The 12,998-nt window shown below is 64.4% G+C and carries 11 protein-coding genes; 10 read left to right on the top strand and 1 reads right to left on the bottom strand.

Translation table 11 applies throughout. The features are described 5' to 3' along the window. Positions 1-7: 7 nt before the first annotated feature. The 7 genes from X268_RS24005 to X268_RS23975 all read left to right on the top strand — a co-directional run bounded on the left by X268_RS24005 (position 8) and on the right by X268_RS23975 (position 6,418). Entirely contained in the window at positions 8-712 is a 705-nt protein-coding gene (locus tag X268_RS24005) for an NUDIX hydrolase (RefSeq protein ID WP_128927216.1), read from the top strand. A gap of 92 nt (positions 713-804) precedes the next feature. Next, entirely contained in the window at positions 805-2,115 is a 1,311-nt protein-coding gene (locus X268_RS24000) for an ABC transporter substrate-binding protein (RefSeq protein WP_128927215.1), read from the top strand. 15 nt (positions 2,116-2,130) lie between these two features. Continuing rightward, entirely contained in the window at positions 2,131-2,901 is a 771-nt protein-coding gene (locus tag X268_RS23995) for an ABC transporter ATP-binding protein (protein WP_128927214.1), read from the top strand. Beyond that, complete coding sequence (locus X268_RS23990; RefSeq protein ID WP_128927213.1) at positions 2,901-3,605, top strand: ABC transporter ATP-binding protein; 705 nt, start codon at positions 2,901-2,903, stop codon at positions 3,603-3,605. Before X268_RS23995 ends, X268_RS23990 begins: the two co-directional genes overlap by 1 nt. Before the next feature lie 5 nt (positions 3,606-3,610). Next, on the top strand, positions 3,611-4,492 hold the full coding sequence (locus X268_RS23985; RefSeq protein WP_128927212.1) for a branched-chain amino acid ABC transporter permease: 882 nt from the start codon (positions 3,611-3,613) through the stop codon (positions 4,490-4,492). Beyond that, on the top strand, positions 4,489-5,508 hold the full coding sequence (locus X268_RS23980; RefSeq protein WP_128927211.1) for a branched-chain amino acid ABC transporter permease: 1,020 nt from the start codon (positions 4,489-4,491) through the stop codon (positions 5,506-5,508). The genes X268_RS23985 and X268_RS23980 overlap by 4 nt, the downstream gene beginning before the upstream one ends. Then, positions 5,468-6,418, top strand: a complete 951-nt coding sequence (locus X268_RS23975; RefSeq protein WP_128927210.1) for a polyphosphate kinase 2 family protein — start codon at positions 5,468-5,470, stop codon at positions 6,416-6,418. The genes X268_RS23980 and X268_RS23975 overlap by 41 nt, the downstream gene beginning before the upstream one ends. 26 nt (positions 6,419-6,444) lie before the next feature. Here X268_RS23975 and X268_RS23970 read toward each other — a convergent pair whose 3' ends face one another. Continuing rightward, on the bottom strand, positions 6,445-6,708 hold the full coding sequence (locus X268_RS23970) for a hypothetical protein (RefSeq protein ID WP_128927209.1): 264 nt from the start codon (positions 6,706-6,708) through the stop codon (positions 6,445-6,447). Between the two features lie 820 nt (positions 6,709-7,528). Here X268_RS23970 and X268_RS23965 point away from each other — a divergent pair. The 3 genes from X268_RS23965 (at position 7,529) to X268_RS23955 (ending at position 12,969) form a co-directional block, all read left to right on the top strand. Continuing rightward, positions 7,529-9,859 carry a mechanosensitive ion channel domain-containing protein gene (locus X268_RS23965; RefSeq protein ID WP_128927208.1) on the top strand — a complete coding sequence of 777 codons (2,331 nt, stop codon included), beginning with the start codon at positions 7,529-7,531 and terminating at the stop codon, positions 9,857-9,859. A 104-nt stretch (positions 9,860-9,963) separates the two neighbouring features. Next, positions 9,964-10,962 (top strand): tripartite tricarboxylate transporter substrate-binding protein, encoded by a 999-nt coding sequence (locus X268_RS23960; RefSeq protein WP_128929367.1) that lies wholly within the window; start codon positions 9,964-9,966, stop codon positions 10,960-10,962. A gap of 354 nt (positions 10,963-11,316) precedes the next feature. Further along, positions 11,317-12,969, top strand: a complete 1,653-nt coding sequence (locus X268_RS23955) for an NAD-dependent malic enzyme (RefSeq protein WP_128927207.1) — start codon at positions 11,317-11,319, stop codon at positions 12,967-12,969. Positions 12,970-12,998 lie beyond the last annotated feature (29 nt).

Raw genomic sequence — 12,998 nt, 5'->3', positions numbered from 1 at the left:
AGGGGTCATGACGTCACTGACCATTCATCGCGTCACGACGCTTGATCTCGCTGTGCGGCCGCTCGTCTGGCCGTTTGCCGAGGAGCGGCGTGCCGACATCGCGGTGCATTTCGCCGAGAAGCAGCGGGAGCGGCCGAAACTCTGGAACGGCCGCGTCCTGCTGGGGCGGGACGCCGTGTTCACGGACGACCATCTGGCTGCGACCTATTTCGAGACCGATTTCGCCAGTTTTCTCGCTTGGCGCGACTGGGGCTTTCCCGACGCTGCCGTGTTCAATGGTTTCGGCATGGGCGCGTTGCGCACGTCCGACGGCGCCTTCGTCATGGGCGAGATGGCGCAGCACACCTCCAATGCCGGTCGAATCTATTTCCCATCGGGTACGCCCGACCTCAATGACGTCAAAGGTGGTGTGCTCGACATCCCCGGCAGCGTCGTCCGCGAGCTCGCGGAAGAGACCGGCCTGACCGCGGCCGACTACACGGTCGAGGTGGACTGGCACTGCGTCGTCAGCGGCCGCGCGATTGCGATGATCAAGGTCCTCAACCTGGACATGCCTGGCGACCAGGCTCGCGCGCGGATCGAGGCCAATCTCGCCCGTGAGGACGAGCCTGAATTGTCGGCCATCCATCTCGTGCGCGGGATGAGTGATCTCACGCCGACCATGCCGCGATTTGTCACGGCCTTTATCGAGCAGCAGTTCGCTTCGCGCTGATGCGCGAGGCTTGACATCCCTGCGCTCTGCCCATGTGATAGGGCAACCAAAAGCAAGACGAATGCAATGCACAATCGTCCAGGGAGGTTTTGATGCGCCTGCGCATGGCTGCCCGTTTGTTACGTGGGCTGGTGGTCGCGATATCAGCGACCGGGTTGGCGACATCCGCCCAGGCTCAGGACAAGAAGATCAAGATCGGCGTCGTCTTTGATTTGACCGGACCTCTCGCCGGCGGCGGCTCCGAGCTAGGCTATATCGGCGCAAAGATCGTCCTCGACCATTTCGCCAAGACCGGCGTCGAGGGCTACAAGGTCGAGGCGGTCTACGCCGACGCCCAGAGTAAGCCCGACATCGCCATCAACGAATCCGTCCGCCTGCTCGAGCAGGAGAAGGTCGACATGGTGCTCGGCTTCTTCTCCTCGGCGCAATGCGTGCCGGTCGCTGCCCGTGTCGAGCAGCTCAAGAAGTTCATGTGGATGACGACCTGCATCTCGTCGGCCGTGTTCAATGAGAAGGGCTACAAATACGTGTTCCGCCCGCAGGCGAGCGGCGACCAGTTCGGCATGATGACGATGGATTTCATCGCGCAGAACGCCAAGGAGAAATTCGGCAAAGAGCCGAAGGATCTGCGTGTTGCCATCATCCATGAGGATGGCGCTTACGGCGTCGACGTCTCCAAGGGCAACGAGGCCGGCGCGAAGAAGGCCGGCTTCAACGTCGTGCTAAAGGAGGGTTATTCGGCGACCGCCCCTGATCTGTCGCCGCTTGTGACCAAGCTGAAGCGCGCCAAGCCCGACGTTATCTTCCACACCGGCTACAATCCGGACATCACCCTGCTGCTCCGCCAGGCCCGCGAGCAGGGCCTGAAGTTCGGTGCGCTGATGGGGCATGGCGCGGGCTACGGTGTCTATGAGAAGTTGAAGGAAGGCATGGGGGCCGACGCCACCTATATCTTCAACACCGATCCGATCTCGATCTGGCTCGCCAATCAGAAGACCATGGATCCGAAGCTTCCGTCCGTCATCAAGATGGTCGGCGAGGAGTTCGACAAGATCCGGCCCGGCGTCGCCATCCGCTCCGCCCATGTCGGCATCGGCGCGTCCAACACCTATGTGTTCATGAGCGACGTGCTGCCCCGCGCCATCAAGAAGTATGGCGGCGTCGATCCCGACGCGCTGCGCAAGGCGGCGCTCGACACCGACATCCCAGAAGGCGGCACCATGCTGGGCTTCGGCGTGAAGTTCTACGGCGAGGGGACGCCCATGGCCGGGCAGAACGAGCGCTCGTTCCCCGTCGTGATCCAGTATATCGAAGACAAGTCCCATGTGGTGTGGCCGAAGAGCCAGGCGCAGCGCGACGCCGTGCTGCCGCTGCCGAAGGGCACCACCTACAGCAACCAGTAGCAGCGGAGGGCCTTGGTGCTGGAAGTCAGCGGACTGGTGAAGCGGTTCGGCGGCTTCACCGCCGTCAACAACGTGTCGTTCCGGGTCGACCAGGGAGAGATCCTCGGCCTGATCGGCCCTAACGGCTCGGGCAAGAGCACCATCTTCAACATGCTCTCCGGCACGCTGGCGCCGACATCGGGCTCGATCCTGTTCGGCGGCTCCGAGATCGCGGGCCTTGCGCCGCACCGGATCATCAACAGCGGCATTGGCCGCACCTTCCAGATCCCGCGGCCGTTCCGCCGCCTGACCATCTTCGAGAACGTCGCGCTGGCCGGCTTCTATGGCCAGGGACGCCACAGCCGTGTCAAGGCCGAGGAGGCGGCCGAGCGCTCGCTGGCAATGGTCGGCCTGCCGACCGACCGCCACGCCAGCGTCGATGGCCTCGGCGCGGCCGGTCTGAAGAAGCTCGAGCTGGCCAAGGCGCTTGCGACTGCGCCAAAGCTGCTGCTGGCGGACGAGAGCCTCGGCGGCCTCGACGAGGCCGAGATGGACCAGGCCGCCGACATGCTGCGCAACATCCGCGACGAGCTCGGCATCACCATCATCTGGGTCGAGCACATCATGGGCGTGCTGATGCGCGTCGTCGATCGCGTCATGGTGCTGGATCACGGCGAGAAGATTTCGGAAGGTTTGCCGAGCGTGGTGGCGGGCGACCCGCGCGTGATCGAGGTCTATCTCGGCACCGATGCCGAGACCACGCAGGCCGCGGCCGCCGAAGCGCGCCGCCGCGCGGGAGGCGCCTGATGCTGGAGCTCCGCGCCGTCAATGCCGGCTATGGCACGTTCCAGGCGTTGTTCGACGTCAATCTCGACGTCAAGGCCGGGGAGGCCGTCGGCGTCATCGGCCCCAACGGCGCCGGCAAGACCACCTTGATGCGCGTCATCTCCGGCCTGATCCGGCCTTCGCGCGGCGCGATCAAGATGGAAGGCGTCGACGTCGTCGCGACACCGCCGCACAAGATCGTCAGCCTCGGCATTGCCCATGTCCCGGAGAATCGGCGGCTGTTTCCGCAGCTCACGGTCGACGATAATCTCAAGATGGGCGCCTTCATGAAGGAGGCGCGCGCTCATTATGCCGAGCGGCTCGAGGTGGTGTTCGACCTGTTTCCGCGCCTGAAGGAGCGGCGGCACCAGATGGCCGGCACCATGTCCGGCGGCGAGCAGCAGATGTGCGCGATCGGCCGCGCGCTGATGTCCAATCCGAAGCTGCTGCTGCTCGACGAACCCTCGGCGGGGCTGGGGCCGGGCGTGGTGCAGCAGGTGTTCGAGCTGGTGAAGCGGATCCGGGCCAGCGGACTGACGGTGCTGATCGTCGAGCAGAACGTGCAGCAGGTGCTGAAAGTGGTCGATCGCGCCTATCTGATCGAGGCGGGCACGATCAGGGCGTCGGGCACCTCGGCCGAGATGCTGGCGAGCGACACGGTCAAGGAAGCTTATCTCGGGGTGTGATGGGCATGCAGGCGTTCCTGGACATTTTCGACATCTACCTGCTCGAGGCCGTGATCAACGGCATCCTGCTCGGCGGCGTGCTGGCGCTGCTCGCGCTCGGGCTCAACCTGATCTTCGGCGTCATCGACGTGACCTGGATCTGCTACGCCGAGCTGGTGATGATTGGCATGTACGCCATGTATTTCATGGTGCAGTACTACGGCGTCAGCTATTTTATCGCGGCTCCGCTCACGGTCCTGCTGGTCGCGGTGCTCGGCGCGGCGCTGCATTACCTGGTGATCGCGCCGCTGCTGACGGCGCCGCCGATCAACCAGCTGCTCGCGACCGGCGGCGTTCTGTTCGTGCTGCAGAGCTTTGCCACCGTCGCCTTCGGCATCGATTTCCGCAACCTCGGCATCCGCCTGCCGGTGCTCGCCTTCGGCGACATGAATTTCAGCTACGCCCGTCTCCTGTCCTTTCTGGCCGCGCTGGTCGGCATGGTCGCGGTCTATCTGTTCATGACGCGCACCTTCACCGGCACCGCGATCCGCGCCATCTCGCAGGACCGGCAGATCATGGCCCTGATGGGCGTCGACACCAAGCGGATCTATCTCATCACCTCGGCACTCGGCGGTGCGCTCGCGGGGCTCGCCGCCTGCCTCCTGGTGCTGCAATATGACGTGCATCCCTTCGTCGGCCTGTCCTTCGGGCCGATCACCTTCCTGATCTGCGTGCTCGGCGGGCTCGGCAATTTCATCGGCGGGTTCATCGCCTCGTTCGTGTTCGCCGAGATCATCTCGCTCGGCGGCCTGTTCTCCGATCTCGAATGGGGCTATGTGCTCGCCTTCGCCTTCTTCATCGTCATGATGTTCATCCGGCCCGCGGGCCTGCTGGCGAGGCGCCGATGACGCTGCAGGGGCGGCTTGCAGCATGGGGCGTCGGGCTCGCGGCGCTGGTCGCGCTGCCGTTCGTCTATCGGGATCCCTATCACCTGCACATCCTGGTGCTGATCCTGATCTGGTCGTTCGCCTACACCTCCTGGTCGATGATGGGGCGGTTCGGCCTGGTCTCGCTGGGCCATGGCGGCTTCATGGGGATTGGCGCCTATGTCACCGCGCTGCTTTGGAATCATTTGGGACTGTCGCCCTGGATCGGCATTCCCGTCAGCATGGTTGCGGCCGGCGCGCTGGCACTGATCGTGGGCTATCCCTGCTTCCGCTTCCGTATCACCGGGCACTATTTCGTGCTGGTGACGCTGGCGCTGTCGGGCATCGTGCTCCAGGTCATCACCGCAACGCGTGACTACACCGGCGGCTCGCTGGGCTATACGCCGAACCGCGCCTCTACCAACAAGCTGCTGGCGCTGCAGTTCGACGACAAGACCACCTGGTATCTGATCGCGCTCGGGATCTGGCTGTTCGGCATCGTGATCTGGCACTGGGTCGATCGCAGCATGGCGCGCTACGCGCTGGAGGCGATCTCGGAGGACGAGGACGCGGCGGCCGCGGCCGGCGTCGACGTCACCGCGGAGAAGCTGAAGATCACGCTACTCAGCGCCCTGATGACGGCGCTCGCGGGCGCGATCTACTGCCAGTACCAGATGTTCATCACGCCCGACACCGTCAGCGGCATCGCGGTGTCGCTACAGATGGTGTTCGCCGCCATCGTCGGCGGCCTGTTCGTCTCGCTCGGCCCGACCTTCGGCGCCGTGATTACGATTCTGCTGGCGGAAACCCTTCGCATCGGCTTCGGCACCAAGGCGGTCGGCTGGGACAATCTCGTCTACGGCGTGCTGCTCGTGCTTTTCATCATATTCCTTCCCAAGGGCATCCTTGGTAGCGTGCTTGACCGATTGAAGCCGCAACGCAAGGTGCCCCGCGCTCATGAGCAAGAAGTCGTCCAAACCGCTCGTCCAGGAGCTTGACCGCTACATCACGCCATTCCGCTACGATGGATCGGGCAAGTTTCATCTCAAGGACTACAAGACCAACGAGAAGGGCGATCTCGACAAGGAGAAGGCGCTGGCGCTTCTCGATGCCAACAAGAAGCGGCTGATCGAGTTTCAGGAGAAGCTCTACGCCCAGGACCGCTGGTCGCTCCTGATCGTGTTCCAGGCCATGGATGCCGGCGGCAAGGACAGTGCGATCAAGGCGATCTTCGAAGGCATCAACCCGCAGGGCTGCGAAGTCCATGCGTTCAAGGCGCCGAGCAGCAAGGAGCTCGACCACGATTTCCTCTGGCGCCACGTGATCGCTCTGCCCGAGCGCGGCCATATCGGCATCTTCAACCGCTCCCATTACGAGGAGTGCCTGGTGACGCGGGTGCACCCGGAGCTCCTCGCCAAGGAGAAGCTGCCGCAAGGGCTCGTCACCAAGAGCATCTGGAAGGAGCGGTTCGAGGACATCTCGGCGTTCGAGCGCTACCTTTGCCGCAACGGCACCGTGGTGCTGAAATTCTTCCTCAACGTCTCCAAGGCCGAGCAGCGCGAGCGCTTCCTCGACCGGCTGGAGGACCCGTCCAAGCAGTGGAAGTTCTCGATGGACGACATCAAGGAGCGCGCGCTGTGGCCGCGCTACCAGGCGGTCTACCAGGACATCGTCCGCCACACCTCGACGCCCCATGCGCCGTGGTATGTCGTGCCCGCCGACCACAAATGGTTCGCGCGCGTCGTGATCGGATCGGTGATCAATGCTGCGCTCGAAAAGCTGGATCTGCGCTTTCCCCGCGCCGACAAGGCCTCGCTTCGGGAATTCGCCGAGGTGCGCGCAGCGCTGGAGAAGGAAGAAAAAAGGGGCGGTACCAAGAAATCGCGAAAACAACCCCATGCACAGTAGCCGGCGGCAGCAAAATCAATGGCTTGCTAGCGGCTGGGAACGGCTGCTGATTTTTCGAAGTCGATTTGCGGCGTCGGGCAAATCAGGGGTATGATGTCATCATTGCCCCGCTCGATATCCGCGCGCCCCCGGCCTCCGTGGCGACCATCAAACGCCGAGTTTGCTCGGTCCACGGCGCTGCACTCTGCGGAGCGATGAATGAAGGTGAGGTTCTTGCCGTCGACATAACCGAGATCCCGCAGCGGCCCCTTGATCAGATCCGGATGCTCGCCGGAGTCCAATGTGAGCAAGGCGATCCGATATGATCGTGTTCGCCGGTTCCCTGTCAAAGCACTCAGCTGCGCACTTCACATTTGATGCCTGCACGATTGATCCCGCTTGACAGTCTTGTGTCACAGGAGGAGCATAGTGCTGGTCGCAAACAAGCGACGCGCAACGTTCATTCCATGAGCAAGGGGAGGTCTATGACGCCACCTCCGCAAATCCAGCCGCGTTAATTGCGATGGAGCTCGTTCGGATTATCGCATAGCGGCAGAAACCGCGAACGGCACGCCGGGTCAAGGTTTAGTGGGCTGCATCAGTAAGGCAGAGCCCCTACCTTCCCGGCGCTGTATTTTGCGTGACATCGATCGTGTCGGATGGCTGTGACGAGGCCGCCGCGATGGATGGGATTCGATATCCCCGTTTCTCCTCGTTCCTCTCCGCTGTCATTTCGGGGCCGACGCCTGGAATGACGGGGAGAGACATCACGCGTCACCTGCGCGTTAACGCTGGTCGCCTACCGCGATGCCCGGGCTCGGCCCGGCCATGACGGCTTGCTGTCTGGCACGAAGACCGTGGATGCCCGGGACAAGCGCGGGCATGACGACCTCTTCGTAACGTCGAACCGCGGTGATCTTGCAATGACGGATCGCGGTCCGTTGGCATCTCGACTCCGCCGATGTTGCGGTTCCCATCTTCGCATTGCGGTAAATGCCAAGAGAATGTCGTCACGCTGGCCCATTTCCGACACAGGACCGGGGCGAATAGCTGGCATCCGACATGACGCGCGCGGTTCGGCGGTGATCGTCTCCGATGCCGACGGCGCATTCATTTTTCCAGGGAATCCTCGTGTCGCATAAGCTTGTCCCGGCATTCCTCGCCGCCCTCTTCCTCGCCATCTCCTCTCTCTCCGGCGTCCGCGCCGAGACGCCCCGGCCGGCGACGAATGATGCGGCCGCATTGTCGCCTGAGGAAGCCAAGCGAGCGCTGGAGACGCTGCAGGACGACAAGAAACGTGCGCAGATGATCGATACGCTGCGCGCGATCGCCAATGCATCCGGTCAGCAGCCGCCCGCGCCCGAGCAGAAGTCGCCGATCCCGCTCGCTGCCGACGGCCTCGGTGCGCAACTCCTGCTCACGGTGTCGGAGGAGATCGGCGCGATATCGAGCGAGATTGCCAGCGTAGCCCGGACGCTCACGCATTTCCCGGCGTTCTACTACTGGATCGTCCGCACCGCGAACGATCCCGCGGCCTATAATCTGCTGATCGAGATCGCCTGGAAGCTCGCACTGGTGCTCGGCTGCGCCCTCTCGGCCGAATGGGTGATCTTCCGCCTGATCCGACGTCCTGTTGCGTTCCTGGAGGGCCGCGTGCCGCAAGCGGCGCGACTTTCGGCGCAGGCGCTGCCGATTGCCGATCCGCCCTCATCGGTCGCCGACGTCACGCCGGCGCCCGAACTGCACCAGCGCCGCCACAGTCTGGCGCGGGTCTGGCAGATCATGTTGCGGCTGCCCTTCGTGCTCGGGCGCCTCGTGCTCGAGCTGCTTCCGGTGTTCGCCTTCATGGGCGTCGCCTCCGCGCTGCTCGGAACGGAGATCGGGGAGCCCACGACCGTTCGCCTCGTGATCCTCGCGGTTGCCAATGCCTATGCGTTCTCGCGCGGCCTCATCTGCGTGGTCCGTGCGCTGGCGGGACCGTTCGGCCTGTTTCCGGTGCGGGCCGAGACCGCGGCCTATATCGAGATCTGGGCGCGCCGCATCGTCGGTGTCGGCGTCTCGGGCATCGCCTTCGCCAACGTGGCGCTGCTGCTCGGTCTCCATCGCGCCGGTTATGCCGCGCTGCTCCGCATGGTGATGCTGGTGGTGCATCTTTTCGTCGTCGTCATCATCCTGCAATGCCGCCGCCAGGTCGCCGAAGCCATCCGCGCACCGGCCGACCGGCAGGGCATCGCCGCCCGCCTGCGCAACCGCATTGCCGGCGGCTGGCATTATCTCGCCATCGCGCTCGATCTCGCGCTCTGGGCAGTGTGGGCACTCAACATCCGCAACGGCTATTCGCTGCTGCTGCAATATTTCGTCGGCACGATCGCAGTCGCCCTGATCACGCGCATCGCCATCATGCTGACGCTGAGCCTGATCGACCGCGGCTTCCGCATCAAGCCGGAGATCCTCCAGCGTTTTCCGGGCCTCGAGATCCGCGCCAACCGCTATCTGCCGCTGCTGCGCAAGATCATCTCCGGCGTGATTGCCTTCATCGGCTTCGTTGCCGTGCTCGAAGTCTGGGGCGTCGACGCCATCGTCTGGTTCTATGGCGGCCAGATCGGCAGCCGGTTGATCTCGGCCGTGGTGACGATTGGTCTCGCCGTGTTCATCGCGGCGGCGATCTGGGAAGCCAGCAACGCGCTGCTGGACCGCCAGATCAATACGCTCTCGCGGGATGGACACTACGCCCGTGCCGCGCGCTTGCGCACCTTCCAGCCGATGCTGCGCACCGCGCTGCTCTGCCTGATCGCCACAATCGTCGGTCTCACGGCGCTGAGCGAGATCGGGGTCAATGTCGCGCCGCTGCTGGCGGGCGCCGGCATCGTCGGCATCGCCATCGGCTTCGGCTCGCAGAAGCTGGTGCAGGACCTCATTACCGGGCTCTTCCTGCTGCTGGAGAACACGGTGCAGGTCGGCGACAATGTCAGCGTGTCGGGACTCTCGGGCGTGGTCGAGAACGTCTCGATCCGTACCATCCGCCTGCGCGCGGGCGATGGCGCCGTGCACATCGTGCCGTTCAGCGCGGTCACGACCATCACCAATGCGAGCCGCGGCGCCGGCAACGCCTCGGTCAGCGTCAACGTCGCCTACAAGGAAGACACTGATCGCGCCGGCCAGATCCTCAAGGACATCGTCGACGAGATGCGCCGCGAGCCTGAATTCCGTGCGCTGATCCGCGGCGATCTCGACCTGTGGGGCATCGACAAGGTCGACGGCGCGATGGTGTCGATCGTCGGCCAGATCCGCTGCACCGAGGCCGGACGCTGGCCGGTTCAGCGCGAATTCAACCGCCGCATGAAGCTGCGCTTCCAGCAGAACGGCATCGAGGTCGCATCCGCCACCCAGACCATCTTGATGCACATCGCGCCGCCGGCCGATGGCGCCGTCAGCCTGACACCGCGGCGCGCGGCCGGATAGTCGTTCGGCGGAAATTTCCGGCTTGCCTCTGCCCGCCCGGCAGCGTTCACTCAGCCTCCAGCCCGCTGCCAACATGCGGGCATAGAAATGGGTCGGGTGGAATGATACGAGGGCTGTGGGCCGCCTTGCGCGGCTGTGTGATCGTCTTGTGCGCCTTGGTCGGATCTGCGGCGTGGATTGCGCCGGGCTACGCGCAGCCGTTTCCGTCCCGCCCGATCACCCTCATCGTACCATTCGCGGCGGGAGGTCCGACCGACACGTTGGCGCGGATCCTGTCGGAACGGATCGCCGCCGAGCTGCACACGACGGTCGTGGTCGAGAACGTGGCCGGTGCCTCCGGCAGCATCGCCGGCGCCCGCGTCGCGCGTGCGGCTCCGGACGGCACGACGATCACGATCGGCCATTGGGGCACCCATGTGCTGAACGGGGCGATCCTCAAGCTGCCTTATGACGTCGTCGACGATTTCGAGCCGGTCGCTTTGATCGCGATGGGAACGCAGCTCATCGTCGGCAGGAAGTCGCTCGAGGCGGCCAACCTGAAAGAGATGATCGCCTGGCTGAAGGCCAATCCCGGCAAGGCCACCGCCGGGACGGCGGGCGCCGGCACGGGCGCGCATGTCGCCGGCGTCTTCTTCAAGGACAAGACCGGCACCGACTTCCAGTTCGTGCCTTATCGCGGCGCGGGGCCTGCCATGATCGATCTCGTGGCGGGGCAGATCGACATCATGTTCGACCAGGCCTCGAACTCGCTGCCGCACGTCAAGAACGGTGCGATCAAGGCATTCGCGGTGACCTCGCCGACCAGGCTTGCCTCGGCACCCGACGTGCCCACTGTCGACGAAGCAGGTTTGCCCGGCCTTTATATTTCCTACTGGCACGGCATCTGGGCACCGAAGAACACGCCGAAGGACATCGTCACCAAGCTCAACGCGGCGATCGCCACCGTACTTGCCGATGCCGCGGTCAAGCAGCGCTTTGCCGAACTGGGGCAGGAGATTCCGCCACCGGAGCAGCAGACGCCGGTAGCGCTCGCCGCTTTCCAGAAGGCCGAGACCGAGAAATGGTGGCCGATCGTGAAGGCGGCCAACATCAAGCCGGAATAGTTCGCGCATAACACGCCCGCATCCTGAAGGTTTCTTGTCATTCCGGGGCGCGCGAACCCGGAATCCATTTGCGCCGCCGTCTCTGCGGCCCGATAGATTCTCAGGTGAGCAATTGCGCACCATAGTTCGCGACTTCGTCGCGCCCCGGAATGACGAGGGGAGAGGGCCAATACCTGCCACCGACGTGAGAGTGCCTCGCCGCATTAACCTTTTTTCGCGCAACTGCCAGTCGTTCGCGGCAATCTCGCTGCGGTGCGAGATCACAATCGACGCCGCGTTCGCTACGTCCTTGATCTCGTTGGAGCTCTGGCCGACAATGTGCGCGGTTCAATGTGAAGCTTTTTGGGGGAATTCGTGAATAGACCTGCCCGGGTCGTTGCCCAATCGACGTCGTCCAATCCGCCGCAAGGCATGGCGCTGCTGCGCGATCCCCTGCTCAACAAGGGCACCGCCTTCACGGCGTCCGAGCGCGAAGCACTTGGCCTGCGTGGCCTGTTGCCGCCTTGCGTGCTGACGATGGAGACGCAGGCTCAGCGCGTCCTCACCAATCTGCGCGCGCTGCCGACGGACTTGGAAAAATATGTCGCGCTGAACGCGCTGCATGACCGCAACGAGGCGCTGTTCTTCCGCGTCGTCGTCGACAATATCGACGAGATCCAGCCGATCATCTACACGCCGACGGTCGGGCTCGCCTGTCAGAAATACGGCCTGATCTTCCAGCGGCCGCGCGGCATGTTCATCTCCTCGCGCGATCGCGGCCAGATCGCCGAGCTTCTGAAGAACTGGCCCTATCCGGCCAAGCTGATCGTCGTCACCGACGGCGAGCGCATCCTCGGCCTCGGCGATCTCGGCGCCAACGGCATGGGCATCCCGGTCGGCAAGCTCTCGCTCTATTCGGCCTGCGCCGGCGTGCATCCCGAACTGTGCCTGCCGATCGTCCTCGACGTCGGCACCAACAACGAAGAGCTCCTCAACGACCCCTATTATCTCGGCCTGCGCGAGCGGCGGCTCACGGGCGAAGCCTATGACAGCTTCGTCGACGAGTTCATGCAGGCCGCGCGAAAGACTTTTCCGGGCGTGCTGATCCAGTTCGAGGATTTCGCCAATCATTCGGCGTTCAAGCTGCTGCACAAATATCGCGAGGAAACCTGCGTCTTCAACGACGACATCCAGGGCACCGCGGCGGTGGCGCTGGCCGGTCTGTTCTCGGCATTGCGCATCTCCGGCGGCAACCTCAGGGATCAGCGTATCCTGTTCCTCGGCGCGGGCGAGGCGGCGACCGGCATCGCCGATCTCGTGGTGTCGGCCATGATGGCGGAGGGCGCTTCCGAGAAGGACGCGCTCCGGCGCAACTGGCTGGTGGATTCCCGCGGGCTTGTCGTCAGCGGCCGCGACGGCGTCACCGGCCACAAGCTGCGCTACGCCCATGCCGACCAGGCGCCGATCTCCGACTTCCTCACCGCGATCAAGACGCTGAAGCCGACGGCGATCATCGGCGTCGCCGCGGTCGGCGGCGCCTTCACGCCCGAGGTGCTCAAGGCGATGGCTGAGCTCAACGCGCAGCCGATCGTGTTCGCGCTCTCCAACCCGACCTCGAAGGCCGAATGCTCGGCCGAGGACGCCTATCGCTACACCGAGGGCCGTGCGCTGTTCGCCTGCGGCAGCCCGTACGATCCGGTCAAGCTCAATGGCCGCAGCTTCGTGCCGCGCCAGGGCAACAACTCCTACATCTTCCCGGGCGTCGGCCTCGGCGTCATCGCCAGCGGCTCCAAGCTGGTGACCGACGAGATGTTCATGGCGGCCGCCCCTACGCTCGCCGATTGCGTCGGCAAGGAGGACCTCGCGCAGGGCAGTCTCTATCCGGCGCTGCCGCGCATCCGCGAGGTCTCGGTCCGCATCGCGGCGGCCGTTGCGGACGTTGCCTATCAGCGCGGTCTCGCGGACGGCCCGGCGCCGAACGACGTCAAGGCGCTGGTCCAGTCCCAGATGTACGAGCCGAAATACTGACATCGCCGGATTGGCAGGCCGCCTCCGGG

Origin of the sequence: Bradyrhizobium guangxiense, assembly GCF_004114915.1 — a bacterium.
GTDB lineage: Bacteria > Pseudomonadota > Alphaproteobacteria > Rhizobiales > Xanthobacteraceae > Bradyrhizobium > Bradyrhizobium guangxiense.
The sequence above is the reverse complement of the archived record's forward strand: the minus strand, read 5'-3'. Positions and strand labels throughout refer to the sequence as shown.